Origin of the sequence: Actinoalloteichus caeruleus (assembly GCF_049311605.1) — a bacterium.
Lineage (GTDB): Bacteria > Actinomycetota > Actinomycetes > Mycobacteriales > Pseudonocardiaceae > Actinoalloteichus_B > Actinoalloteichus_B caeruleus.
Genome location: NZ_CP186005.1, coordinates 722869 through 749143 on the forward strand (window position 1 = coordinate 722869; position 26275 = coordinate 749143).

Here is a 26275-nt window from a genome sequence, read left to right on the forward strand (position 1 = left end):
CCCGCCCAGGAACACGGCGGCGGGCCCCCGGCGTCGGTCGGCCGAACGCGGGTGGTTCCACGGCAGGTGCCGGGTCGGTGGGGAGCCGAGCGCGGCGGCACGACCCCCGCGGCGGCCGGCCGGGAGTGGGGTGGTGCCCCCAGGGCGGAACACCCGCCGCCCGACGGCCGTAGGGTGGGAGGCATGAGTGCCCAGCTCCCGGCCGACGAGAACGCCGCCCCCCAGGACGAGGCGACCCCGGCCAGCGACGCCCCCCGCAAGCGTGTGCTGCTCGCCAACCCGCGCGGATACTGCGCGGGAGTGGACCGGGCGGTGGTCACGGTGGAGAAGGCGCTGGAAACCTATGGCGCCCCCGTCTACGTCCGCAAGGAGATCGTGCACAACAAGTACGTGGTGCGGACGCTGGAGAAGCGGGGAGCCATCTTCGTCGACGAGACCGACGAGGTGCCCGAGGGTGCCCTCGTGGTGTTCTCCGCGCACGGTGTGTCGCCCGCCGTGCACGAGAGCGCCCGGGAACGCCAGCTCCGCACCATCGACGCCACCTGCCCACTGGTGACCAAGGTCCACCAGGAGGCCCGCCGGTTCGCCCGGGACGACTACGACATCCTGCTGATCGGGCACGAGGGGCACGAGGAGGTCGAGGGCACGGCGGGTGAGGCGCCCGAGCACGTGCAGCTGGTCGACCGGGCCGAGGACGTCGACAAGGTCGAGGTACGGGACCCGAACAAGGTGATCTGGCTCTCGCAGACGACGCTCAGCGTCGACGAGACGATGGAACGCGTCGAGCAGCTCAAGGACCGGTTCCCGCAGCTCCAGGACCCGCCTTCCGACGACATCTGCTACGCCACCCAGAACCGGCAGGTCGCGGTCAAGGCGATGGCTCCCGAGTGCGACCTGGTGCTCGTCGTCGGATCCCAGAACTCCTCGAACTCCAAGCGGTTGGTCGAGGTCGCCCTCGGAGCCGGGGCGAAGGACTCCCACCTGATCGACTTCGCCGACGAGATCGACCCGTCCTGGTTGGAGGGAGTCGAGACCGTCGGCGTCACCAGTGGCGCCTCCGTGCCGGACATCCTCGTCATGGAGGTCCTGCGGTACCTGGCGGACCGGGGCTGGGAGCAGGTCGACGAGGTCACCACCGCGAACGAGAAGGTCGCGTTCGCGCTGCCCCGGGAGCTGCGAAAGGCGATGTCCGACGTCCGCTGACCACACCCTCAGCACCGTGGTGAACTCCGTTCCAGCTCGACCGGGGCGGCGGACAGGGGGTCGCGGCCTCGCGGGGAGCTGAGCGGCTGCCGGTGCCGCCTCGCCGGGACGGCGCGGACCGCGCCGCCTGGGGCTCGCCGCGCGCCAGGGGCAGGCCGGAGGACGGTGGGCCGAGGTGGTCCGGGACCGTCACCCGGGGGCGCGGCTCGAGCCCGGTGCCGGACCGCGCCGGCCCGGCCGGATGCGGCCGCGCGCGTGCCGCTCACCTCGCGGGCGGCAGCACGGGCGTGCCGCCGGCGGCGGACGTGGACGCCCCGACCCGGTCCGCGAGCCCCCCGCGCGACTCCTGAGCGCCGGCACCGGACCCGTTCGCCGCGTGGGGACGCCCGCTCCACGCCCGCCAGCCGGAACCGGGAGAGCCGCACCCCAGACCTCGTCGTACACGCGCGACGCTCGTCGCCACCACTTGGCCGGCACGGACGCCTCACCCCCGAGAGGACGCCTCACACCCGAGAGGACGCCTCACACCCGAGAGGACGCCTCACACCCGAGAGGACGCCTCGACCTCGGACGCGTCGCGACGGGTGTGTGGTACCGGACTCGCCCGATACCCACGACGAACACCCGGATCACACCGGAAGCGGACCCACCCCGCCGCCCGGCCACCCGCCCGGCCCCGTCGCCCGGCCCCGTCGAACCGGCAGTCCCGGGGGCCGGCCCAGGCCCAGGAGGGCAGCGACGCCGGGAAGGGAGCACCAGCTCGGGACGCCACCTGGAACGCGGAGGCGCACCCTCCGGATCCTGCCAGGAGGAGCGATGGGGACGGCCCTGAACCGGACTGGGTGGCGGTGACGACCCGACCAAGCGGCGTCCTCGTTCACGTCCGGACTCCCCAGCCCGTGGCGTTGGCGCGGCCGCTCTCCCCGAACGGAGTCCCCGCCGCCGTTGCCGAATCCACTGCCATCGGAGCGCCCTCCGCGGCCGCGGTTGTCCGGGGCCGTGCCCGTCGTCCGAGCCCGTCGTGGTCCGCCCTGGACAGGGTTCTCCTCCGCGCTGGGTCACCCGCCGCATCGCCGCCGCTGGCGCCGCCTCGTGGGGTGGCGGCGGCTCCACGGCTCCCGCGCACGCGGCGCGGAGCCGGGTCACCGACCCCGACGGGGGAAGGCGTGGAGCCGCGCAGCCCTGCTCGCGGGAGGGGCACTTCCGACCCCACCGACCGTTCGCGACGGTGGGACGCTCGTGCTCAGGCGCGGCGGCCGCGCACGCTCAGTCCAGGTCCTCGTCCCGGGGCCGGGGCGGCCGGCGTCGCCCCTCCGAGCTCCGCCCCTCCGCCCCCTTCCTCGGCCGGGGGCGGGGTCGATCGGCCGAGTCGGCGTCGCGTCCGGACCGGCGGGACGAGCCGGCGGTCTTCCCCGCCGCCCCGGACCGTCCTCCTCCGCTCCTGGGCGTTCCGCCCTTCTCGCGGCCCCGGCCGGCGGACGTGCCCTCCCGGCCCGCGGGCCTACCCGCCTTGCCCCGAGCGGCGCGTGCGGGTCGTTCGGAGCTCGTGGCCTCGTCCTTCGTGGACTTGCGGGCCGTGGAATCGGGCCGTGCCTTCTTCGTGGTCCCCGGCGCCTCCGCGTCCGGGTCCGTCTTCGGCGGCCGCCGCTGGAGCAGGAAGTACCGGGCGAATCCCGCTCCCACCGTCAGGGCCGAGGTCACCGCCATCAGTGGGAAGCCGTTGATGAGGGGCCACCCCAGCGAGAAGGCCATCGCGGCGAGGCCGGCGCCGCCCGTCCCACCCGTGAGCCAAATCACCAGGGGCATGACCACCGCCAGGATGAGCGGCGGCTGCACGGTGGGACCGAACAGGTTTCTGCGACGCACCAGAGCGACCGCCAGTAGGCAGCCGAGGATGTATCCGGCCCACAGCAGGACACCGGGACCTCCCGACATCACTTCGATGTCGAGGAAGAGCCCGATACCGGTCAGGCCCGCTGCGAGCAGCAGGGCCGCCCACCACGGAAGCCCGCGAGTGGTTCCGAAGGCGGCGCGTTCATCCCATGGCACGGCAGCGACTTCGGGCTCTGAGTCGCGCGCGCGTTCGCGGTCACGGGCGGCTGTCACCCGTCCACCGTAATCGGTCACCGGCTGCTTGTTAGTCAGCCATCGTGAACTCACATCCCGCTCACCTGGCCTCGCTGCCCGCAATGGTCGATGAGTCCGGGTTGACCACCGTCGAATAGCGGTCCGTCCGCGCGTCGTGCGCCTCGGCCAGGGCAGGTTGGTCCGTCGAACCCGGCATCGCGACGCCGTTCTCGTCCCTCCTGACCTCCGCGATCGAACTCGGGCTGGCCGCCGTTTCCCGCAGTGGTTCCACGGCGTTCCGGAATCCCTCCAACGCGTCGAGTTCACGCCGCCGCGCCGACAGGAAGCGCTGGAGGTGCGTGCTGGAGAGGTTGACGGCGTCGACGGCACCGCTGGCCGCCCGGTACGCGGCGGCCGACTGGCGGCGGACCTGTTCCATGTCGGCCGCCAGCGTGCGTTGGGTGGAGGCGAACAGGGCCGCCGAGGCCACCACCCCGAACCCGGTCGGCCCGCACAGGAAGACCCGCCGTTCCAGCAACCACCTGAGCAGGTGGGGGTCGGTGTCGAGTGCCGCGACCACCGCCGCGTCGGAGGGGACGAACATCACCACGCCGTAGATGGCGTCCGCCCACCGCTGGTACTCCTTCCCCGCGAGCTCCAGTGCCCTCGCTCGGATGTTGCGCGCGTGCACCCGCAGGGCGTCCGCCCGCCGGGTGGGGTCGTCCGCCTCGACGGCCTCGATCCAGCTCGCGAGGCTGGCCTTGGAGTCGACCGGGACGCGGCGGTCGTCACCCACCGCCAGCACCATGTCGGGGCGTGCCGCCCCACCCCCCGCGAGGTCGGTCTGCAGTGAGAAGTGCGGACCCTCCCGGAGGCCGAGCGATCTCGCCGTCTCGATGAGGACGCTCTCGCCCAGTTCGCCTCGCCCGCTGGTGGAGGCGAAGGTCACCTCATAGCGGCGCAGCGCGGCCTGGTGTTCGGCTGCCCGGTCGCGCTCGGCCTCCACCATGGCCAGCGCGGCGTCCGTCCTGCGCACGGCGTCCGCGTAGAGCCGCCAGCCGAGGATGAGCGCGCCGACCAGGAGGGCGGCGACCACGACCGCGGCGGTGGTGATGACGACCGATGTCACGGGTGCTCCCGTCCTGAGTGCGTGTACCGGGGGTCGCGGGTGTTCGTGCTCGGTGGGGCCGTGCGTCCACCTCGGACGGGTGGGCGTCCGCTCGCCGTGTCCCCCGTGGACGGCCGTGCCCCGACTCCGATCATGGCGCAGCTCCTGCCCGGAGTCCTCCCATTCCGCACTCGAACACACGTTCGAGTGCTTTCGGGTGGTCGCGTGACACCGATGGCCCCCGAGGTCCTAGCGTGGTGCCATGCGCCTCCTGCACACCTCGGACTGGCACATTGGCCGTACCTTCCACGGCCGGGACAGGCTGCCCGAGCAGGAGCGCGTGCTCACGGGTCTCGCCGAGCTGGTGGCCGACGAGGGCGTCGACGTGGTGGTCGTCGCCGGTGACCTCTACGACCGCGCCGTTCCCTCCGGGGAGGCAGTCGAGGTGTGCCACCGGGTCCTCGCCGCCCTGCGGGCCGCCGGCGCGACCCTCGTGGTGATCCCCGGCAACCACGACTCCGCGTCACGGCTCGGCGCATTCGCCGACTTCGCGGCGGTCGGCGGGCTGCACGTCCTCGCGAGGATCTCGCGGCTCCACGAGCCCGTGGTGCTCACCGACGCCCACGGTCCCGTCGCCTGCTTCGGCATCCCCTACCTCGACCCGGACCCGGCTCGGCACCACCTCGGCCTGGCCGGCACCGGCCACCGAGGACACACCGCCGTGCTGAGCGAGGCGATGGACCGCGTCCGGGGCGCTGTCGCGCGGCTGCCACCGAGCACCCGGACGGTGGTCCTCGCCCACGCCTTCGTCACGGGCGGGCAGGCCAGCGAGTCCGAGCGGCCGATCAGCGTCGGCGGCGTCGAACAGGTCCCCGGCTCCGTCTTCGACGGCGTCGACTACGTCGCGCTGGGCCACCTCCACGGGCCTCAGGTCCTCGCCGACCACCTGCGCTACTCGGGCAGCCCGCTCGCCTACTCCTTCTCCGAGACCGCGCACCGCAAGTCCGTCTGGATCGTCGACCTCGACGCCGACGGGCTGGCCGGGGTGCGGTCGTACGCGCTGCCGGTGCCCCGAGCCTTGGCCACGATCTCCGGGGGGATCGAGGACCTGCTCGCCGACCCGGGGCTCCACGACCTGGAGGAGCACTACCTCTCCGTCACGCTCACCGACCGGGTCCGGCCGCTCGACGCGATGCGCCGCCTCCAGCGCCGCTTCCCCCACGCCGTGCACCTCGAGTGGCGGCCGGAGGGCGGCCTGGCACGGAGCCGGCTGAACTACTCCTCGGCCGTCCGGGGCCGTGACGACCGCGAGATCACCGCGTCGTTCGTCGAGCACTGCCGGGGCTCCGCGCCATCCGCCTCCGAGGCGGCGCTGATCGACGAGGCCCTGACCGAGACGGCGGGAGCACGGGAGTCCGCATGAGGCTGCACCGACTGGCCATCACCGCCTTCGGCCCCTATCCGGGTCGGGTCGACGTCGACTTCGACGCCGTCGGGGCCGACGGTCTGTTCCTGCTCTACGGCGACACCGGCGCGGGCAAGACCACGTTGCTCGACGCGGTGGCCTTCGCGCTCTTCGGCACGGTGCCCGGGGCGCGGGGCGAGGCGAAACGCCTCCGCTGCGACACCAGCCCGGCCACCACCACGACCGAGGTCCGGCTGGAACTCACCGTGCAGGGCCACCGCCTCCGGCTCGTGCGCACCCCGGAGTACACCCGCCGCAAACGACGCGGCGCGGGCACGACGCTCCAGCGGGGATCGGTGTCCCTGACCTGGCTCGACCACCCCGGAGGCCAGGGGGTTCCCGAGGGGTTGACCCGGGCGGACGAGGTCGGGCGGACCGTCCAGCGGCTGCTCGGCATGACCCACCAGCAGTTCTTCCAGGTCGTCCTCCTGCCGCAGGGCGAGTTCGCCCGGTTCCTCAGAGCCGACACCGCCGACCGGGAGAAGCTGCTGGAAAGGCTGTTCGGCACCGAACGGTTCGCGGACGTCGAGCGCTGGTTCCGGGAACGCCGCAGGGTCGCCCGCCAGCACCTGGACGAGGCCGCCGGCCAGGTGCACGAGGTGGTCACCAGGATCCGCCAGACCGCGGCCGCCGACCCGCCCGGAGAACGGCCGGTGTCCGAGTGGCTCGCCGCGCTCCGGAGGGATGCGCGCGCCCGCGAGAGCGAGGCGCGGGAGTCCGAGCGGCGGGCGGTCGTCCTGCGGGACGAGGCGACCGAGGCCCTCGCGCGGGCACGTGCCCTCGCGGAGGCCTGCCAGCGGCGGGACGAGCTCCAGGCGAGCTGGCGGTCCCTGGAGGAGGGTCGGGGCGACCGCGACGACTGGCACCGCCGCCGTGCCGCCGCCCGCGCGGCGGCCCCCGTGTCCTCCGTCGAACAACACCGGGTTCGGCTCGAAGCGGCCCTGGACCTGGCGAGGCGGGACGAGGCGGCCGCACTGGCCGAGGCGGTGCCCCACGGGTGGTCGCCCGAGGGTGGCGACGATCCGCGCACCGCCGCCGACCGGGCCAGGGAGGAGGCCGGCACACTCGCCCCCCTCGTGTCCGAGGAGGCGAGGCAGCTCTCCGACACCCGGCGCCTGGCCGAGCTCGCGGGAAAGGTCAGGGTCGAGGAGGACCAGCTGGCCGAGCTCGCCGACCGGTCCGCGCTCCTCCCGGCGGAACTCGCCGAGGCCCGCGTCGGCGTCGAGGAAGCACGATCGGCCTCGGCCCGGCTCGACGGCCTCCGCCTGCGCCGACGGGAACTCGCCGGGCTCCTCGCCGACGCCCGGGGGCTCCCCGGGGCGGACGACGCGCTCCGTGCCGCCGAGGACCTCCTCCGGCAGCGGGTCGACGCCCACCAGGCGGCCCGTCAGGACCTGCTGGACGTCCGCCACCGCCGGCTCGCGGGGATGGCGGCGGAACTCGCCACCGGCCTCGTCGGAGGTGAGCCGTGCGCCGTCTGCGGCAGCACCGACCACCCCGCCCCCGCCGAGGCGCGGGCCGATCCGGTCACCGAGGACGAGGAGCTACGGGCCACCAGCCAGGAGGAGCGCACCGGCGCCGCGCGGCAGGTCGCCATCGCCGCCGTCCGGGACGCCGACGCCGAGGTGCGGCGGTTGCGGGAGCGCCTCGGGGAGTGGACGGAGCCCGCCCTCGCCGAGGCGCTGGCGGGGGTGGAGTCCGAGGAGAACAAGGCGGAGTCCGTCGTCTCGGAACAGGCGGACCGGGAACGCCTGGCGGACCGGTTGGAGGCGGAACAGGCCGCGCTGCACGGCCGCCGCACCCTCCTGGAGGCGGCGCTGGCCGCCACGAGAGCCGAGCACGACGCCCTGCGCGAGGTGGTGCGTGACCGCGACGAGCGCCTGCTCGCCGCCCGGGCCGGGTTCGCCGGCGTTGACGAACGCCGGGCTCACCTGCTCGGGCTCGCGGGCTCCCTCTCCACGCTCGCCGACGCCGCCGCCGAACGGGCCAGCGCGACGGACCGGGCATCCGAGGCCACCTCCGCGGTGGAGCTGGCCGCCGCCGGGGCTGGTTTCCCCTCGGTGCCGGCCGCGCTGGACGCGGCCCTCGACGACGCGGAGTTCGCCGCCCTCGAGTCGGCGATCGAGGACTTCGACCGGCGGGAGGCGGGTGTCCGGGCTGGGTTGGCGGACGTCCAGGCCGCCGAGCTCCCCGACGAGGCTCCCGACCTCACCGCCGCCCGCGAGGAGGCGGAACACCACCAGCGCGCCGCCGACGACGCGGTCGCCGGCACCAGGGACGCCGCCCGTATCGGTCGGGAACTGGCCGAGCTGGGCGCGGAGTGGGCGAGGGCGGACGCCGCTCTCGCCCCCGTCCGGGCGGCCTTCGACGAACTCGACGCCCTGACCGACGTGGTGAACGGGCAGGGGCAGAACAGCCGCCGCATGTCCCTGCGGTCCTACGTGCTCGCCGCTCGCCTGGAGGAGGTGGCGATCGCGGCCACCGGACGGCTCTCCCGGATGAGCCAGGGCCGGTTCTCCTTCGTCCACTCCGACGCGGGTGGCAGCAGGGGGACCCGAGGCGGTCTGTGGCTCGACGTGCTGGACGACTACTCGGGGCAGGTGCGCTCGGCGAAGACGCTGTCCGGCGGCGAGTCCTTCCTGGCCTCGCTGGCCCTGGCGCTCGGGCTCGCTGACGTGGTGGCCGCCGAGACGGGCGGAGCGCTGCTCGACACGCTGTTCATCGACGAGGGCTTCGGCACCCTCGACGCCGAGACGCTGGACCTCGTGATGAACACCCTCGACGACCTCCGCGCCGACGGCCGGGTCGTCGGCCTCGTCTCCCACGTCGAGGAACTCCGGCAGCGCATCCCCAGCCGGATCCGGGTGCGCCGGGGCAGGGAGGGTTCGTCGCTCGAACCGGAGGGCTGCTGACCCGCGACCCGTCCGACGCCCGGTCGCGGTGCGGCCCGCGTCGAACGCGCCGCTCGCCCCGGTGCCCACGACATCGCCGGTCCAACCGGGGTCAGGAGGCAGGCCGGCGTGGGCGCTCACCGGGGGGAACGGCCCCTCCCGCCGCCCCGCGCGGCCACGCCACCCGTGGTCCGTACACTGGCCCGTCGTGAGTCTCACCCTTGGCATCGTCGGCCTGCCGAACGTCGGTAAATCCACCCTGTTCAACGCGCTGACCCGCAACGAGGTGCTCGCGGCGAACTACCCGTTCGCCACCATCGAGCCGAACGTGGGTGTGGTGCCGTTGCCCGACACCAGGTTGGACAAGCTCGCGGAGATCTTCTCCTCGCAGCGCACCGTGCCGGCCACGGTGTCGTTCGTCGACATCGCCGGCATCGTCAAGGGCGCCTCCGAAGGGGCGGGCCTGGGAAACCAGTTCCTCGCCAACATCCGGGAGGCCAACGCGATCTGCCAGGTCATCCGCGTGTTCGACGACCCGGACGTGGTGCACGTCGACGACCGCGTCGACCCAGGCAGCGACATCGAGACGATCAACACGGAACTGATCCTCGCGGACCTCCAGACGATGGAGCGCGCGCTGCCCCGGCTGGAGAAGGAGGCGCGGACCCACAAGGACCGTCGCCCGGCCCTGGCCGCCGCCGAGGCGGCCAAGGAGATCCTCGACTCCGGGCGGACGTTGTTCTCCGCGCGGGCCGAGCTGGACACCGACGAGCTGCGTGAGCTGAACCTGCTCACGTTGAAGCCGTTCCTCTACGTCTTCAACGCCGACGAGGGCGTGCTGACCAGCGAGGACCGGATGGCCGAGCTGCGGGAGCTGGTCGCGCCCGCCGACGCGGTGTTCCTCGACGCCAAGGTCGAGTCCGAACTGATCGAGCTGGACGAGGAGTCGGCGCGGGAGCTGCTGGAGACCATCGGCCAGCACGAGCCGGGCCTGCACGCCCTGGCCCGTGCCGGGTTCCACACGCTCGGACTCCAGACCTACCTGACCGCCGGCCCGAAGGAGGCCAGGGCCTGGACCATCCGACGGGGAGCGACCGCTCCCCAGGCGGCCGGCGTCATCCACACCGACTTCGAGCGCAGCTTCATCAAGGCCGAGGTCGTCTCCTTCGACGACCTCGTCGAGGCCGGCTCGATGGCCACCGCCCGTTCCGCCGGCAAGGTCCGGATGGAGGGCAAGGACTACGTGATGGCCGACGGCGACGTCGTCGAGTTCCGTCACGGGAACACCTCCGGCGGCGGCAAGAAGTGAGGGTCCAGCCGAACGTCGTACGCAAGGGGCAGGGACTCCCCCTCGTTGCCGTTCACGGCAACGGCGTCGACCACCGGCTGCTGCTCCCGCTCGACGACGACCTGGCCGCCTCGGGCTCCTGGGAGCGCATCTACCTCGATCTTCCGGGGTTCGGTCTGACACCGCCGCTGGATGCGGCGGGCGGTCTCCCAGAACTCGCGGACTGGCTGGTGGAGACGGTCCACGAACTCGTCGGCGACGAGCCGTTCGCCCTGCTGGGCAGTTCGCTGGGCGGCCTTCTCGCTCGTCATGTCGTCACCGGGTTCCCCGACCAGGTCCTGGGTCTCGCGCTCATCGCTCCAGTGGTCGACCCAGCCCCATCGCGGCGCGTTCGACCGGAGCGGTCCCTCGTCATCCGCGATCAGGACCTTCTGCGGTCGTTGCCGCCCGCCGACGCCGAGGAGTTCACGAGCGTCGCGGCCCGGCAGACGCAGGAGTCCTGGGACGCGTTCCGCGTCCACGCACTCCCCGGCATCCGCGCCGCTGACCCTGATGCGATGGGCAGGCTCTCGCAGCGCTACTTCCTCAGGGCGTCGCCGGACACCGCGGGCACGTTCCAGGGACCGACCTTGATCCTCACAGGTCGCCAGGACCACGTAGTCGGGTATGAGGACCAGTTCGCGCTTCTCACCCACTACCCGCGTGCGACGTACCTCGCGCTCGATGGCGCCGGCCACAACGTTCATCTCGAACAGCCACGGATGGTGGGGACCGCGCTGCGTGACTGGGGGAGATGTGTCCAGGCAGCCTTGGGCGGCGTCGTCGAGGTGTGACACCTGGGGCGGCGATCCCAGGGAGGACGCGAGCCGGGGCGGGCTCTCCTGGCCCGTGATCCGGGCACCGCGCCGCACGCCATGGTCCTCTGGCGCGGTTCCCCCTGAGGAACTGGTACACCGCCGCGTCGGTCAGCTCGCCCGGGCGATCGGTGTCCGGCAGCCCGGTGGCGACCGGGGGTGGCGCGCCCGTTGACGTGGCGTGGGGGGTGATCCCGATCTCCACTCCGGGGGTTTGTCCGGAGCACGCGCCTGTCCTGGCCCTCGTGAATCAGATCAACCAAGGGGTTCGAAGGCTTTCCCAGCCGAGTGCGTGACGTTGGGTTCTCCGGCTGGTGCTTCCTCGTATTCGTCAGGTCCAGGAGCGTGGGGTTCTCCGTCGCGAGCTTCGCGAACTCCGACTCGCGTGCCTCACCGGTTGCTGCCGCGCACGGCCCCCGCCGCCCGTGGGTTCCGGCGGTGCCCGGAACGCTGCTCGCCGGGGAAGATCAGTACAGGTCGAGTGCCTGGCGGATCATCCGGTGCCCCTGCCGTTCGAACTGCTCGTCCCCCACCTGGTAGGCCCAGACGGCCGTACCGACCGCCTCCCGCAACAGGGTCGCCCGCCACGGCGCGGGCTCGCGCGGGTCGTCGCCGTACCCGGCCAGGAAGGCGCGTTCGAGGTGCTCGGCGCCCTGCCACTCCTGGCGGGCCAGCCGGGCGAGGTCGGTCCACGCGGGTCGCGGCGCGGCGCGACCGAGGTCGATGACGCGGACCACTCCTTCGTGCAGCAGCCAGTTGCGGGGGTGCCAGTCGCCGTGCGTCGGGACCAGTTCGACCGGCTGGTGCTCGTGGGTGGCGATGGCGGCGCGGAGTGCCACGACGGTCGCCGGGTCGACGCGGTGTTCGCGGTCCAGCCAGGCCAGCGCCTTGGCGTCCGCTTCCGCCTCGTGGGTCTCGGAGACGACGCGGTGTTGGTGGTGGAACGCGGCGAGCAGCGCGCCAGCCTGCCGGTAGGTGTCGGGGTCGGCGACGGCATGGGGGTCGTCGAGGACGAGCCCACCCGGCAGGTGGCTCAGGGCCAGCACGTTCAGCTCCGCGTCCGCGTGCAGGAGGCGGTTGACGCTGGCGGTGGCCAGCCACGGGCCGGTCCAGCGCCGGTGCGCGACGATCTCCCTGGCGATGTGGTGGTTGGCCGGGCCGGCGGCCTTGACCACGACGTCGCCGGAGTCGGCGCGCAGGTGGAGGACGGTGGTGTCGACGAGACCCCAGCTGTGGTCGGTGACCACCTCGAAGCCGGGGAACCAGGTGGACACCAGGGTGAGTTGCTCGTCGCTCAGTCCGATCCGCACCCGTGGATCGTAGGAGGGGCCGACGCCTGGGGCGGGTTCTCGTGGGGACACCACGGACGGCGTCCTGGCGGGTGTCTCGCGCGGCGCTGGACCGGATGGTCCTCGCGGTGACCGGGTGGGGGCCGGAGCCGGGCCGGCGCGCTCCGTCTCGGACGTCCTCGTGCGGGCGGGGCGACGTGGTGGGGCGCCCCGGGTTGCTTCCCTGTGCAGTGGCTGACAACGGGTGCCCGTGGTGGCAACGGGCCTTGCTCCCGGCTCTTACACTGTGTCGCGCGGCGACGACAGGTTGAGCCGGTGACGTGACCGCGCGCAGCGGTCGTGGTGGAGAGGGAACGGTGGATCTTCGCGCGGTTGAGTCCAGGTTGCTGCGGTACGCGCCCCTGTTCCTCCTGGTCTCCCTGGTCCTGCACGTCGCCGCCAGCCTGCTGCTCGACCAGACCCAGTTGCCGAGCCTGCAAAGCCTGCGGGGCAACGCTCCGCAGTTGATCAGTGGGGATCTCTACGAGTTCACCTCGTGGAACCCGGACATCGCCGCGTTCACCACCCCGTTCACGGCGCCCCCGTTCGCCGCCGTGCTCCTGTTGCCGCTCGCGGTCGTCCCGTGGGGGGTGCTCCGGCTCGTCTGGCAGGGCGTGTCCCTCGTCTGCCTGTGGTGGATCGTGTCGCGGGCCATGCGTGTCTTCGCGATGTCCCGCGCTCCCGGTGGCGTGATCGGGGCGTCGGCGTGGCTGACGTGGCGTCGACGGGCCCTGGTCGCCACCGCGCTCGTGCTGTGGTTGGAACCGGTGCGGACGAGCCTGGTGGAGGGACACCTCAGCCTGCCGTTGGCCGCGGTGCTCGTCACGGCGGTCACCACGGGGCGCCGGGTGCTCGGGGGGGTCGGCGTCGGGTTGGCCGCCGGTATCAAGCTCGGGGCCGCCGTCGCGGGGATGTACTTCCTGGCGACGCGGCGGTTCACGGCGGCGGCGTGGGCGTTCGGCGCCTTCCTCGCCACCATCGGTATCGGGTTCTTCGTGTCGGCGCAGCAGTCCAGCCAGTTCTGGACGACGATCGCCGGCAGGGGGGAGCGGATCGACCCGGTCGCTTCGGTCGACAACCAGTCGCTGCGGGGTGCCTTGTCGCGGACGCTCGGCTACGACGTCGGGACTTCCTGGCCCTGGCTGCTCGCGGCCGTGGTGACCGCGGTCCTGGCCGGTCGGGCGTTGTACGCGACGATCCGCAAGGGTGACGTGCTGGGCGCGGTGGTGACGGTCCAGCTCCTCGGGCTGTTGATCGCCCCGGCGGCGTGGAGCCACGAATGGGTGTGGGTGGTGCCGGCGTTGGTGTGGCTGGTGTGCCACCCGATGCGCGCCCGCCCGCTCCTGGCCTCGACGACGGTGTTGTGGACCTTGCTGATGACGTCCTACCTCGTCCACCAGTTGCAGGCCCTGGAACCCGGGAAGGTCGACTTCTCCCGGCCGTGGCCGCTGGCCGCTCTCGGCTGGGCCTACCCGGTGGCGGCGCTGCTCACCCTGCTGGCGGTGGCGGCCGGGGCCCGGGCGGCCCCCAAGGTGCCACCCGTCCCGCCCCTCCCGCCCGGGTCCGGGCAGGCCAACGACATCTGGTTGCGGACCCGGGTGCTGCGGGGCCGGGTGAGTTCGGTGCTGAAGCCGCAGAACCGGCTGGGCCGGCGGAGTGGGCGGGCCGAGTCCGCGAGCGTGGAGAACGCGGAGGGCTGACGGGCCGCGCCCGGCGCCCGGGGTCGTGCTCGGGCGGTCAGCCGGCCATCACCCTCAGCACCTCGTCGATCTCCTCGGCGAGGGTGACGTCCGAGGCGGTGATCCCGCCGGCCACGTGGGTGGACAACCGGAAGGTGAGCGTGGCGTACCGGATGTCGATGTCCGGGTGGTGGTTGTCGTTCTCCGCGATCTCCGCGACCCGGTTCACGACGGCGATCGCCGAGGGGAAGCCGGCCAGTTCGACGGTGCGGACCAGTGCGCTGCCCTCCCGGCGCCAGTCGGGGAGCGTGCCAAGGGCGGTGGCGATCTGGTCCGAGGTCAGCAGATCGGTCATGCGTCCATGGTGGGGGTTCTCGGCGTCGGGCGCACCCGGCCGTTCCCCCCGCGCTGCCCGCTCGGAGGCGGGAGGCGTCCGAGCGGGGAGGCCGTCCCGGGGCGCGGGGTCGGGTCGTGCCCGGTCGCCGCTGCTCAGCACGCCCCGTCGCTCGGCCGGGGGTTGGCCAGGCCGAACAGGGGCCGCAGTCGCAGCCCCACCCAGGTGCCCACGAGCGCGGCGACCGCCCACAGCCAGCCGGAGACGCTCCCGGTGGAGATCCCACCGAGGTAGGCGCCGATGTTGCAGCCACTCGCGAGGCGGGCCCCGACACCCATGATCACACCGCCCAGCACCGCCGCCAGCGCCGTGCGCCACGGGATGTGGCGGTGGAGGCGCCACGCCCCGGCGGCGCCGGCGGCGATGGCCGCGCCGACCATGATGCCGATGTTGGTCAGGCTGTTCTTGTGGGCCAGGACGGGGGCGGCCAGCATCTCCGCGTTGCCGGGCTCCTGCCAGAACGCCCACTGCTCGGGCTGCGCGCCCAGCACCTGGAGCAGCTTCGCGCCCCACAACCCGAAGGCGTTGGTCACGCCCCAGGTGCCGCCGGAGACGAGCAGGACCGCCGCCGCGAGGACCGCGAGGACGACGGCTCCGACGAGCATCGGCCAGGAGCCGCGCAGGACGCGGGCGGCGCCGCGCGCGGTGGGAACGGCACCTACCGGGGGCGGGTCGCGGCGGCGTTGCACCGCGACGCTGACGAGGACGACCAGCCCGAGCGCGGTCAGGGTGACCAGCCAGGAACCGAACCAGCCGACGTGGTCGGACAGCAGCACGCCGGGCACGGTGGGCAGCGAGTCGAACCAGCCGTACTGCCAGGTGTAGAGGACCGAGCCGGCCACGAACCCGCCCAGGGTGAGGACGATGGTCGACTGCCCGGAGCCGACGGCGAAGAGGGTGCCGGAGGCGCAGGCGCCACCCAGCTGCATGCCCAGCCCGAACAGGAACGCCCCGAGGAACAGGGGCAGACCGATGTCCCCGGCGGCGGCGGAGGGGGTGGTGCCGAACAGGCCGGTCCCGGTGCCGATGAGCAGGGTCACCAGGGTCGCGGTGGTGCCGATGAGCAGGGCGTGCGCCCGGAGGCCGGAACCGTTGCCGACCGAGACGAGCTGCCGCCACGCGGAGGTGAAACCGAACCGGGAGTGGAACAGGGTGACGCCGAGCCCCAGGCCGATGACGAGGAGCGTGGCCTGCTGGGCGCCGTGCGCGAGCCAGACGCGCCAGCTCAGGGCGAGCGCGAGGAGGCCGGCGACCACCAGGGGAGCGGTGCGGACCGGGGGAGCTTCGGGGGGCGCCGGTCGGATGTGCGAGGTCGGGGCGACGAGCGGACCCCCGAGGCGGTGGGCTGGCGGGTGCCCGGCGCCGGTCTCGGGTTCCCCGGTGTCGGCTGGTGTCGCGCTCATGTCGGTGTCTCCATCGCGGAGGTGCGGGTTCGTCGGGCCACGGCGACGGGTGTCGGTGTGGGCGGCGTGCCGGGACGCCCGCCTCGTCGTCGGCCGGGGCGGGCCGGTGCCCACCCCGGCGGGGCGCGGGGTCTCGGGCCGGACGACGACGTCCTCCCGGTTCGGGGCCCGATCCGGCGGTCAGGCTAGTTCGTCGGTGGCGTCGCGGGCAGGGGCGCGGGTGCCCGTCCAACATGGTGGGATCGGGCGGGGTGCGCCGGCGGACTCGGTGCGGCCGGACCCGGATCGGGCATCGCCCTCGGCGTGGCACGCGTCGGTGTGCGGCGGCGTGTGCTGACCCGGGGACCAGGTCGGGGCGACCGGCATCGGCGGTCGATCGGAACGGGGCCCGGAGGGCTGGCTCGGCCGGGTGCACCGCCGTGCGACTGGGAGCCGGACACCGGGGACCGGGAACGAGGTGGGGCATCTCCTGGTGGGACGGCGCGGCCACGCCCCCGGCCGCGCCGAACGGACGCGGCGGCCGGCCGCCCACCGGACGAAGGGCCGTTACCCGGACCGGGTGCCCGGGTCCCCTCCGGCGTCGGCGTAGGGTGAATGCCGCCACGGGAGTCCGGTGCGCCGGGCTGAGAGGAGGGCGTGGTCCGCCAGCGGACCACGACGAAGCCCTCGACCGTCCAGCGGGAGGACCCGGTTCCCCCGCCACCTGATCCGGATCATGCCGGCGCAGGGAGGCCCCGCGTGACGGGTGGACGGCGGCCCACGCCCGGCCCACGTCACGGGAGGGTCGAATGTCCGGAGTCACCAGTCCAGCGGGTGCGTTCTCCACGCGCGCCGATCGGTTCCGCCAGCGCGGCCTGGCGGTCGGTCTGGTGACCGCCGTGGGCCTCACCGCCGGGTGCAGCGTCGTGGGGGGCGGCTCCGACGACGGGTCCGACGACTCCCGGTCGGTCGTGCTGGTGACCCACGACTCCTTCTCCTACGACGAGGAGGTCGTCGCCGCCTTCGAACGCGAGTCCGGCATCGACCTCGACATCCGGCAGAGCGGCGACGCCGGTGAACTGACGAACTCGCTGGTGCTGAGCAGGGACAACCCGATCGGCGACGTCGCCTTCGGCGTGGACTCCACCTTCGCCGGGCGGGCACTGGCCGAGGGCGTGTTCGAGGACTACCGGAGCCCGCGCGCCGAGCGTGGCGCCGACGACTACCGGGTGGCCGACTCGGACGCGTTGACCGCGATCGACGTCGGCGACGTGTGCCTGAACATCGACCGGGAGTGGTTCGCCGAGTCCGACGTACCGGCTCCCACCGGTCTCGACGACCTGCTGGACCCCGCCTACCGCGACCTCCTGGTCGTGCAGGACCCGGCGACGTCCTCGCCGGGGCTGGCGTTCCTGCTGGCCACCATCGCCCACGCCGGGGAGGACGGCTGGCGGGACTACTGGACCGGCCTCCGGGACAACGGGGTGCGGGTCACCGGGGGGTGGACCGAGGCCTACACCCAGGACTTCTCCGGATCGTCCGGGAACGGCCCCAGGCCGATCGTGGTGTCCTACGCGTCCTCGCCGGCCGCCGAGATCGGTGCGGACGGGACGCCGAGGACGGAGGCGCTGCTGGACACCTGCTACCAGCAGGTCGAGTACGCGGGCGTGCTCGCGGGGACCGACAGGCCGGAGGACGCCCGCGCGGTCGTGGACTTCCTGCTGTCCGAGCCGTTCCAGGCGCAGCTGGCCGAGTACATGTACGTCTACCCGGTGCGCGCGGACGTCGAGCTGCCCGAGGCCTGGCGGGAGGCCGCGCCGCTGCCCGAGGAGTCGGTGACCCTCCCGGCGGACGAGGTCGAGGGCAACCGGGACGAGTGGGTCTCGGAGTGGCGGGACCTGGTCCTGGGATGAGCCGCGTCTCCCGGGAGCGCCGCCCGACGGGCACGAGCGTGTCGGCGTCGACCCGGCGGCGGGTCGGGTTGGTGGTGCTGGCGGTCGTGCCGCTGGCGTTCCTGGTCCTCTTCTTCGCGTGGCCGGTGCTCGCGATCATCGCCCGGGGGTTCGGCGAGGGCGGTGTGTCCGACATGCTCGCCAGGGCGCGGACCTGGCAGCTCGTCGGGTTCACCCTGGGGCAGGCCGCCGCGGCCACCGCGTTGGCGGTCCTCGCCGGCCTGCCCCTGGCCTACGTCACGGCTCGACTGGCGGTGCCGGGCAGGGGCCTGCTGCGTGTCCTGGTGACGGTGCCCTTCGTCCTCCCCACCGTGGTGGTGGGGTTGGCGTTCCGCGCGTTGTTCGGGGACGGCAGCCTGGCCGCGATCGTGTTGGCGAACGCGTTCTTCAACGTGGCCGTGGTGGTCCGCACGGTGGGTGGGCTGTGGTCACACCTGGACCGCCGGGCCGAGGACGCGGCCAGGGCGTTGGGCGCCTCCCGGTGGCGCGCGTTCACCTCGGTGACCCTGCCGGCGTTGCGCCCGGCCCTGGGTTCGGCCGCCGCCGTCGTGTTCCTGTTCTGCGCCACCAGCTTCGGAGTGGTCCTCGTCATCGGTGGGGCCAGGTACCGCACCCTGGAAACCGAGATCTACCTGCGCACCGTGAACCTGCTGGACCTCCCCGGGGCCGCCGCGCTGTCCCTGCTCCAGCTGGCGGCCGTCGTCGCGGCCCTCGCGGTGGGGGCGGCGGCGCGTCGCCGTCGGGAGGGCGCGTTGGCGTTGCGGTCGAGCGCGGAGACGACCCGGCCCCCCACCGGCGGGGACTGGGTGGTGTTGGCCGCCGCCGGTGCCGTGCTGGTGGGGCTGCTCGTCCCGCTGGTCGCCGTGGCCCTGCGGTCGCTGACCACCTCGTCCGGCTTCGGGTTGGACGGCTACCGCGCGCTCACGGGAGGCGGCGGGGGCGGGGTGCTCCGGATCTCCGTCGTCGAGGCCGCCCTGAACTCGGTGCGCGCGGCGGCCGACGCGACGGTGCTGGCGATGGTCCTGGGCGGCTTGGCGGCGGTGGTGCTGGCCAGGACGAGGCGGGCCGGGGCCACCCAGTTGCTGGACACGCTGATGATGCTGCCCCTGGGCGTGTCGGCCGTCACCGTCGGCTTCGGGTACCTGGTGACCCTGTCGGCCCTGCCCAGCGGGTTGCGGGACTCGCCGGTCCTGGTCCCGTTCGTCCAGGCGCTGGTGATCACCCCGTTGGTGATCAGGATCGTGCTGCCGGTGTTGCGGTCGGTGGACGACCGGCTCCGGCAGGCGGCGGCGACGCTCGGGGCCGGTCCGGTGCGGGTCTGGTTGGCGGTGGACCTGCCCATGTCGGCTCGTTCGCTGGTCACGGCGGCGGGCTTCGGTTTCGTCATCGCCCTTGGCGAGTTCGGGGCGACGAGTTTCCTGGTGCGGCCGGAGACCATGACGCTTCCGGTGGCGATCAGCCGCCTGATCTCGCGGCCCGGCGAGCTGAACGCGGTCGCCGCCTACGCGGCCTGCACGATGCTGCTGGTGGTGACCGCGCTGGTGGTGGCGGTGGTGGAACGCATCAGGGTCCGCTCCGACACGGTCGGGGAGTTCTGATGGGACCCCTGGTGGTGGGCGGGGCCGGTGGGGCCGCGTCGTCGCCGCTGGCGGGGGCTGGGTCCCGTGGACGGGAGGAAGGTGGGGTGTCGTGACGCTCACGGTTCGCGGTCTCACGGTCCGCTACGGCGAGGTGCTGGCGGTCCGGTCGGTCGACCTGTCGGTGCCGGACGGCGGGGTCCTGGCGTTGCTGGGGCCGTCCGGCTGCGGCAAGTCGACCCTGCTCCGCGCGGTGGCCGGGTTGGAGGCGGTGGCGCGGGGGCGGGTGTGCTGGGACGGCGTGGACCTGGCCGGGACGCCGGTGCACCGCCGTGCCTTCGGGTTGGTGTTCCAGGACGGCCAGCTCTTCCCCCACCGGACCGTCGCCGGCAACGTCGCGTTCGGTCTCCGGATGGCCGGCGCCGACCGGGCGGTCCGGGACGCGCGGGTCGCCGAGCTGCTGGAGCTGGTGGGCCTGGCCGGCTACGAGCGGCGGCGGGTGACCCAGTTGTCCGGGGGTGAGCAGCAGCGGGTGGCCCTGGCCAGGGCGCTCGCGCCCCGCCCCCGCTTGTTGCTGCTGGACGAACCGCTGTCCGCGCTGGACCGCGAGCTGCGGGACCAGCTGGCGGTCGACCTGGCCAGGGTGCTCACCGAGACCGGGACCACCGCGCTGGTCGTGACGCACGACCACGACGAGGCGTTCACCCTCGCCGACCAGGTGGCGGTGATGTCCGAGGGCCAGATCCGCCAGGTCGACGGTCCGGAGCGGGTGTGGCGGCGCCCGGCGGACGAGCGGGTGGCCCGGTTCCTCGGCTGTTCCCGACTGGTGTCGGCCACGGTGCGCGACGGCTGGGCCGAGTCGGTCCTCGGTCGGGTCAGGGTGCCCGGTGACGTGCCCGACGGCGCGGTCCGGCTGGGACTGCGGGCCTCGGCGGTGCGGGTCACCCGAGCCGACCGGGGCGGCGGGACCGACGTGGAGGCCAGCGGCGAGGTCCTGCGGCGGGTGCACCAGCGTGACCACGTCCGCCTCCTGGTGCGGGTCGCCGACGTGGGAGAGGTGCAGGCCAGCACGCCCTTCGCCGGGGTGCCGGAGGTGGGGGAGCGGGTCCGGCTCACCCTCGACCCGGACGCGGTGGCCGTGCTGGCCGGTTGAGGCGCCGTCGCGCGCGGAACCGGTGCCGAGGGGCGGGCCGGGGCGCCCTCCCCGCCCGCGCGGCTGGACCGATCGCGTCCTCCCCCCGCCCCGGCGTGCCAGGGCGGCCCCTGGTCCGGTCCGGTGGTCACGAGTCCTTCGTGACCACCCGCAGCGTGGTCAGCGAGAGGCCGATCAGCAGGTAGCACAGGGCCCGCGCCGACGACTCGGCCATCACGTCCAGTGCCATCGGGTCCCGCAGCGGTTCGATGAGCGCCTCCTGCCACCCGGTGGTGAGCAGGTAGGGGGTGAGGAAGTCCAGCGCGGGGATCAGGCCGACGATCTGGAAGGTGATCAGCGCCCCCATCGCGCCCACCAGGGACAGCAACGGGTGTTCCGTGCACGCCGACAGCGCCAGCGCCAGGGAGGCGAACGCGGCCAGCTGGAGCACCACGTACCCGGCGATGAGCGCCACCCTGCCCAGGCCGACGCCGAACGGCAGCGTCGTACCGGACACCGTCAGGAAACCGCTCCCGCCGAGCAGCAGCAGCCCGGCGACGATCGCCACCAGCGTCGTCACCACGATCGTGGCGGTGATCGCGGACAGGACGCCGAGGGACTTCACCAGGATCAGCCGGGGCCGGCTGATCGGGGCGAGCAGCAGCGCCCGCAGGGTGCCGTGCGCGGACTCCCCGGCGAAGGCGTCCGCGGCGGTGAAGGAGGCGGCGACGGGTAGCGCCATCATCAGCAGCATCCCCATCGACGCCACCGGGAGGAGGAGGCCGTTGCCGGACAGCAGGGCGGTGATGCCGCCGCTCATGCCGTCGCCCGACAACGCGATGCCCACCCCGACCAGCACCGGGATGAGGGCGATCAACCCGATCACGACCAGGGTGCGGGGGCGGCGCAGCACCCAGGTGATCTCCGACCACAGCACCCGGAGCAGGGGGGCGGCGGTCCGCCCGGACGATGCGCCTCCCAGAGCCGGGTCGGGGGCGAAGCCGGTGGTGGTGCGTTCCGGGTCGGTGTCCAGCGCGGTCACGGGCCCTCTCCCTCGGTTGTCGCGCTCACGCCCTCGGTGAGCTGGGTGAAGAAGTCCTCCAGGCCGGCACGTTCGCGGCGGACCTCGTGCACCTCGACGTCGGACCTGACGAGCGCGGCGACCACGCGCGGCGCGGAGGTGCCGGTGAGTTCGACGCGGACCCCTTCGGACGAGCGCCGTGCCGACACGCCCTCGGCGAGCAGGGCCGTCACGGCGGCGTCGCGGTCCGGGGTGGTGACGAGCAGGGACGGCCCGCCCGCCTCCAGCAACGTGGCCAGGTCACCCTGGGCCAGCAGGCTCCCCCGGCTGAGCACCGCCACGTGGGTGCACACCGCCTCGATCTCGGCGAGCAGGTGGGAGGAGACGATGACCGTGGTCCCCGACCCCCGCAGCTCACCGATCATCCGGCGGATCTCCCGGGTCCCGGCCGGGTCCAGGCCGTTGGTGGGCTCGTCCAGCACCACCAGCCTGCGGGGCACGAGGAGCGCGGCGGCCAGCCCCAACCGTTGCTTCATGCCCAGCGAGTAGCCGCGGTACCGCCGCCGGGCGGCGTCGGCCAGCCCCACCCGCTCCAGGGCGTCGGTGACGGCGACCCGCACGGAGCCGCTCGGGAGCAGCGGTTCCATCGCGGCGAAGCGCAGCAGGTTGTCCCGACCGGACAGGAACGGGTAGAAGCCCGGGCCCTCGACCATCGCCCCCACGGCGGGCAACACGTCACCAGCCCGTTCGGGCAGCGGCCGGCCGAGGAGCTCGACGGAACCCGAGGTGGGTGTCGTCAACCCGAGCAGCATGCGGATGGTGGTGGTCTTGCCCGAACCGTTCGGGCCCAACATGCCGAGCACCGATCCGGCGGGCACGTCGAGGTCGACACCGTCCACCGCCACCGTTCCGCCGTAGACCTTGCGCAGTCCCCGGGTGCGGGCCGCGTACTCGACCGGCGCACCGGGCGCGTCCTGGGAGGGGGTGGTGGCGGATCCCTCCGCCACCACCGCGTCACGCGTCCTCACCGCTGGGCCGCCAACGCCTCGGTCAGGACCTGGGCGGGCACCGCGCCGGCGGCGACCCGTCCGTCCTCGACGAGCAGCACGGTCAGCAGGCTGGTCTCGACGAGGTAGCCCTCGCCCCACTCGCCGGTCACCCGCTCACCGACCTGGTCCAGCAGGTCGGCGGGGTCCATCCCCGCCAGCTCGTCCTCGTCCCACTCGTCGGTGTCGATCCCGTCGAGGGTGTCCCGGAGGTCATCGGGGGACAGCCCGACCGGGGACTGGGCGATGACGACGCTCTCCCAGCCGGCGCCGTGCAGGGTGGGCGTCACCTCCGCCGGGTCCACACCCTCCGGCAGCGCGTGCGGGGCGTCCTCCGCCGGCGCCTCCGCGTCCCGCTCCTCGACGAGCGAGCCGGCCGGCGGGTCGAACTCGAACAGGGACTCGTCCTGCTCACCCAGGTCGAGTTCGGTGAACCCCACCTGGAACGCGGGGGTCTCCGTGCCGTTGGCCAGCACCGACACCCGCAGCGGCATGCGGGTGTCGCCGTCGACGGCGATCCGCACCTCCCGCACCAGGCTGCGTTGTTCCGGGGACGGGGCGAGGACCAGTTCGTACGCGGCGCGACCGGCGACCTCGGCGGTACCGTCCACCGCGACGCCGCTGTCCTCCCGCAGCAGGGCGGTGAGTTCGGCCGCCACCGACGCCGGGTCGCTCTCCGCCAGCTCCGGGTGGCCCTCGGTGGCGCGGTCGGCGCCGCCGATGTCGTCTCGGGTGGCGGTGCGTTCCTCCGAGTTCCAGGACCAGATGTTCCGCCCGTCGCCGACGAGGACGTCCTCACCACCCCTGTGGCGCACCGCCAGCCGGAAGCGTTCCCCGCCGTCCGACCACACCTGCGCCCTGCTCGTCCCCGCGCCGACCCCGGCCGGGAGTTCGAGCCCGGGGATGGACGGGAGCCCCAGGTCGTTCTCGACCTGGACCGTTCCCCCGAGCGCCTGCGGCTGGACCGTCAGGACGGACTCGATCAGGTCCTCCGCGCTCACCTCCGGCAGCGCCGGCGACTGGCTCGCGCCCGCCGGGACGCCCAGCCACACCAGCCCGCCGGCGCCCAGGACGGTGCCGGCGACCGCGCCGGCCACCGTCAGCTTCCGCTTCTCCATGTCGTTCAGTCTCCTCCCAGGGAACCAGCCTCGGGTTCCGCTGCTCCCACGATGGGCGACGCTGGCTGAGACCCCGCTGAGAACCGCGGCCGGTGGCGGCGGGCACCGGCGCCTGAGCCCGCCGTCGGCGCTGGTCACCGGCCTTGCTGAGAGCCCGCTGAGAGCAGGGGCGGTGCCGCTGGGGGGAACCGGCATGCTGGACGCGTGAAACCCAGGGTGTTGGTGGCCGATGACGAGGCCGGAGTGCGGCGGGCCCTGAACCGGGGCCTCAGCGCGGAGGGCATGGACGTGGTGCTCGCCCAGGCGGGACCGGACGCGTTGCGCCTGGCGCTGACGGGGGCGTTCGACGCGATCCTGCTCGACATCATGATGCCCGGCCTCTCCGGTTACCGGGTGCTCGCCGAGCTGCGGCGCAGGGGGATCACCACCCCGGTGCTGCTGGTGTCCGCGAAGGACGGGGAGGTGGACCAGGCGGACGGGCTCGACCTGGGGGCCGACGGATACCTGGTCAAGCCGTTCTCGTTCGTGGTGTTGCTGGCCCAGCTGCGTGCCGTGCTGCGGCGGGCCGAGTCGCTGGGCGCGCGGGAGGGCGTGGTGTACCGGCTCGACGAACTTGTGTTGGACACCGCCGCGCGCGGCGTCACGTGGCGGGGCGCCGAGGTGGGGCTCAGCCCACGGGAGTACGCGGTGCTGCGGGTCCTGATGGGCCGGGCCGGGGCGGTCGTCGGGAAGGACGAGCTGCTGGCCGAGGTGTGGGGCGACGAGGCCGCCGCCACCCGCAACGTCGTCGAGGTGTACCTGGGCTACGTGCGCCGGAAGTTGCGGGCGGTCGGCGCCGGGCACCTGCTGCGCACGGTGCGCGGGCACGGTTACCTGATCAGCGGCCCCGAGCTGGCCGACACCTCGCTGGCCCCGGCGGCGCCGGGCGGGGAGCCGGGCCGCCGGTGAGGGGGCCGGTCGGTGGCTGGTGGTCGCGCCGGTCCCTGTGGGCGAGGATCTCCCTGGTCACCGCGGCCGCCACCCTGGTGTTGATGGCGGCGTTGTCCACCGTGGTCATCGCCCTGGCCGACCGGATGGTGACGGGTTCCGCCGACGACGAGTTGCGCCGCTCCCTGGTGAGCGCGGTCAGCGCCGTCTCCGAGGGGCAACCGCCCCCTCCGGTGCCGCCGGCCCTGAACCGACCCGCCGTGCGCGTGCTCGACACGGCGGGCGCCCCCCGGGACGGTCAACCCGTGCTGGGGTTGTCCGAGCCGGAACTGGAGGCGCTGCGCACCGGGCGGTTCGTCACCCGGGGCGGGTACGGCACGGTGTCCCGGGCCGTCGGCATGGTCACCAGCCAGCCGGACGGGTCCCAACGGCTGGTGGTGGCGGAGGTCGAACTCGCCGGCTACGGCGAGATGCGCCGGGTCGGCCTGCTCGTGCTGCTGCTGTGCTCCGGGGTCGGGGTGCTGGTGGTGGGGCTGGTGACCTGGGGCGCCGTGCGCGGCTCCCTCCGCTCGGTCGACCGGGTCCGCCGTGCCGCGCTCGGGTTGGCACCGGGCGGTCGCCTCCCGGTGCCCGAGGCCAGGGACGAACTGCGGACCCTCGCCGAGGAGTTCAACGGGCTGCTGGCCCGCCGCGACGAGGCGGTGGCGCGGTTGCGCCGGTTCACCGGCGACGCCGCCCACGAGCTGCGGTCCCCGGTGACCTCGATCCGCGCGCAGGCGGAGGTCGCGCTCGCCTACCCCGACCCCGACGACGCTCAGGAGGTGTTGGCCGAGGTCGTCACGGAGTCCAACCGGCTCACCGCCCTGTTGGAGGACATGCTGTCGTTGGCGAGGTCCGACGCTGGCGAGTACCGGGAGCCGGTGCCCGTCGACGTCGCCGAACTCGCCCGGCAGGTGGCGCGGCGGCACCGGCTCGACCAGCAGGGGCCGGCGGCCCGGCCCGAGCCCGGTGCGGGCGGGCCCGCCGACGCCTCCGCGTCCCGGCCCGGCGGCGAACCGCATGTCCCCGCCCCCGGATCGCCGGCTCCCCCTCGGACCGACTCGGGCGCCGCGTCCCACCACGCCGGCGACGGCCCGGCCGCCGGTGCCGTCGAGCTCGCGGGGGGACCTCCAGCCGCTCCGCACGAGGCCGAGGAGTCGTTCCGGCTCCTCGCCGAACTCGACGAGTGGCCCGCTGCTGGAGTGGACGAGCGATCCGCCGCCGGCGGGGTCGACGACGGTACCGGCGAGGCGGTCGTCGCGGGACAGCCGGACCGGGGCGGGGGACGGGGGGCGGCACGTCCCCGCCCACCCCGGGTGGTGCTCTGCTACGCGCCGGTGCCAGCGCTGGCGGCCGCCGACCCGGTCGAGGTGGACCGGGTGCTCACGAACCTGGTGTCGAACGCCGTGCGGCACACCCGTGTCCTGGTCCGGGTCACGGTGCTGCCAGCCGGGCGGCACGTCAGGTTGGTCGTCGACGACGACGGCCCCGGCATCCCCGAGGAGCACCGGGCCCGGGTGTTCGACCGCTTCTACCGGGTCGACACCGGCCGGGCCAGGCAGGAGGGCGGCACCGGGCTCGGTCTCGCCCTGGTCGCGGAGCTGGTGGCCAGACGGGGCGGCTGGGTGCGGGCCGGGGTGTCCCCGGAGGGCGGTGCGCGGTTCGAGGTGGTGTGGCCGGCGCACCCGACCGAGAAGTGACCGACCTGGGGTGCCGGTGGGGGAGCGCCGGTGGGAGGAGGACCGCCGCATCCGCGTCGTCCGCACCTGCGGAGGCGCGGGGCCCACGAGCATGAAGGCCGTTC

19 protein-coding genes are annotated in these 26275 nt (G+C 74.0%); 11 read left to right on the forward strand and 8 right to left on the reverse strand.

Annotation, left to right across the window (positions count from 1 at the left end):
• Window positions 1–183: 183 nt before the first annotated feature.
• A complete protein-coding gene (locus tag ACOJVX_RS03255) occupies window positions 184–1203 on the forward strand; it encodes a 4-hydroxy-3-methylbut-2-enyl diphosphate reductase (RefSeq protein ID WP_026417339.1) in 1020 nt (339 codons plus the stop codon).
• Window positions 1204–2469: 1266 nt separating this feature from the next.
• Here the strand turns inward: ACOJVX_RS03255 and ACOJVX_RS03260 are convergent.
• Together ACOJVX_RS03260 and ACOJVX_RS03265 are read right to left on the reverse strand one after the other, a co-directional pair.
• Window positions 2470–3252, reverse strand: a complete 783-nt coding sequence (locus ACOJVX_RS03260) for a DUF6542 domain-containing protein (protein ID WP_418154036.1) — start codon at window positions 3250–3252, stop codon at window positions 2470–2472.
• 118 nt (window positions 3253–3370) lie between these two features.
• Entirely contained in the window at window positions 3371–4399 is a 1029-nt protein-coding gene (locus ACOJVX_RS03265; RefSeq protein ID WP_035273238.1) for a DNA recombination protein RmuC, read from the reverse strand.
• A 241-nt stretch (window positions 4400–4640) separates the two neighbouring features.
• Between ACOJVX_RS03265 and ACOJVX_RS03270 the strand changes: the two genes are divergently transcribed.
• The 4 genes from ACOJVX_RS03270 (at window position 4641) to ACOJVX_RS03285 (ending at window position 10855) form a co-directional block, all read left to right on the forward strand.
• On the forward strand, window positions 4641–5801 hold the full coding sequence (locus ACOJVX_RS03270; protein ID WP_026417338.1) for an exonuclease SbcCD subunit D: 1161 nt from the start codon (window positions 4641–4643) through the stop codon (window positions 5799–5801).
• Window positions 5798–8755, forward strand: a complete 2958-nt coding sequence (locus ACOJVX_RS03275; protein ID WP_422647233.1) for an AAA family ATPase — start codon at window positions 5798–5800, stop codon at window positions 8753–8755. Before ACOJVX_RS03270 ends, ACOJVX_RS03275 begins: the two co-directional genes overlap by 4 nt.
• A gap of 187 nt (window positions 8756–8942) precedes the next feature.
• A complete protein-coding gene (gene ychF, locus ACOJVX_RS03280; protein ID WP_026417336.1) occupies window positions 8943–10043 on the forward strand; it encodes a redox-regulated ATPase YchF in 1101 nt (366 codons plus the stop codon).
• Window positions 10040–10855 (forward strand): alpha/beta fold hydrolase, encoded by an 816-nt coding sequence (locus ACOJVX_RS03285; RefSeq protein ID WP_422647234.1) that lies wholly within the window; start codon window positions 10040–10042, stop codon window positions 10853–10855. The genes ychF and ACOJVX_RS03285 overlap by 4 nt, the downstream gene beginning before the upstream one ends.
• A 488-nt stretch (window positions 10856–11343) precedes the next feature.
• On the opposite strand, the gene ACOJVX_RS03290 is transcribed toward ACOJVX_RS03285, so the two are convergent.
• Window positions 11344–12186, reverse strand: a complete 843-nt coding sequence (locus ACOJVX_RS03290) for a phosphotransferase family protein (RefSeq protein ID WP_418154040.1) — start codon at window positions 12184–12186, stop codon at window positions 11344–11346.
• 335 nt (window positions 12187–12521) lie between these two features.
• On the opposite strand from ACOJVX_RS03290, the gene ACOJVX_RS03295 reads away from it, so the two are divergent.
• Window positions 12522–13904 (forward strand): glycosyltransferase 87 family protein, encoded by a 1383-nt coding sequence (locus tag ACOJVX_RS03295; RefSeq protein WP_051313304.1) that lies wholly within the window; start codon window positions 12522–12524, stop codon window positions 13902–13904.
• A 37-nt stretch (window positions 13905–13941) separates the two neighbouring features.
• Here the strand turns inward: ACOJVX_RS03295 and ACOJVX_RS03300 are convergent, their stop codons facing one another.
• A complete protein-coding gene (locus tag ACOJVX_RS03300) occupies window positions 13942–14238 on the reverse strand; it encodes a 4a-hydroxytetrahydrobiopterin dehydratase (protein ID WP_026417333.1) in 297 nt (98 codons plus the stop codon).
• A 134-nt stretch (window positions 14239–14372) separates the two neighbouring features.
• Window positions 14373–15680, reverse strand: coding sequence for a YeeE/YedE family protein (locus ACOJVX_RS03305; RefSeq protein ID WP_422647235.1), 1308 nt, complete (start codon window positions 15678–15680; stop codon window positions 14373–14375).
• Window positions 15681–16468: 788 nt separating this feature from the next.
• On the opposite strand from ACOJVX_RS03305, the gene ACOJVX_RS03310 reads away from it, so the two are divergent.
• The 3 genes from ACOJVX_RS03310 (at window position 16469) to ACOJVX_RS03320 (ending at window position 20341) form a co-directional block, all read left to right on the forward strand.
• A complete protein-coding gene (locus ACOJVX_RS03310; protein WP_245588671.1) occupies window positions 16469–17572 on the forward strand; it encodes a thiamine ABC transporter substrate-binding protein in 1104 nt (367 codons plus the stop codon).
• Window positions 17569–19209, forward strand: coding sequence for an ABC transporter permease (locus ACOJVX_RS03315; protein WP_422647236.1), 1641 nt, complete (start codon window positions 17569–17571; stop codon window positions 19207–19209). The genes ACOJVX_RS03310 and ACOJVX_RS03315 overlap by 4 nt, the downstream gene beginning before the upstream one ends.
• Window positions 19210–19300: 91 nt before the next feature.
• Window positions 19301–20341, forward strand: coding sequence for an ABC transporter ATP-binding protein (locus ACOJVX_RS03320; protein WP_026417329.1), 1041 nt, complete (start codon window positions 19301–19303; stop codon window positions 20339–20341).
• Window positions 20342–20468: 127 nt separating this feature from the next.
• Here ACOJVX_RS03320 and ACOJVX_RS03325 read toward each other — a convergent pair whose 3' ends face one another.
• Genes ACOJVX_RS03325 through ACOJVX_RS03335 form a run of 3 tightly spaced genes read right to left on the reverse strand, consistent with a single transcriptional unit; the run spans window position 20469 to window position 23505 of the window.
• Window positions 20469–21362 (reverse strand): ABC transporter permease, encoded by an 894-nt coding sequence (locus tag ACOJVX_RS03325; RefSeq protein ID WP_422647237.1) that lies wholly within the window; start codon window positions 21360–21362, stop codon window positions 20469–20471.
• A complete protein-coding gene (locus tag ACOJVX_RS03330; RefSeq protein WP_422647238.1) occupies window positions 21359–22369 on the reverse strand; it encodes an ABC transporter ATP-binding protein in 1011 nt (336 codons plus the stop codon). The genes ACOJVX_RS03325 and ACOJVX_RS03330 overlap by 4 nt, the downstream gene beginning before the upstream one ends.
• Window positions 22366–23505: a LolA family protein gene (locus tag ACOJVX_RS03335; protein ID WP_422647239.1), complete on the reverse strand. Its 1140-nt coding sequence runs from the start codon at window positions 23503–23505 to the stop codon at window positions 22366–22368. The genes ACOJVX_RS03330 and ACOJVX_RS03335 overlap by 4 nt, the downstream gene beginning before the upstream one ends.
• A gap of 204 nt (window positions 23506–23709) precedes the next feature.
• On the opposite strand from ACOJVX_RS03335, the gene ACOJVX_RS03340 reads away from it, so the two are divergent.
• Entirely contained in the window at window positions 23710–24453 is a 744-nt protein-coding gene (locus ACOJVX_RS03340; protein WP_422647240.1) for a response regulator transcription factor, read from the forward strand.
• On the forward strand, window positions 24450–26171 hold the full coding sequence (locus ACOJVX_RS03345; RefSeq protein ID WP_418155414.1) for an ATP-binding protein: 1722 nt from the start codon (window positions 24450–24452) through the stop codon (window positions 26169–26171). Before ACOJVX_RS03340 ends, ACOJVX_RS03345 begins: the two co-directional genes overlap by 4 nt.
• Window positions 26172–26275: the final 104 nt, after the last annotated feature.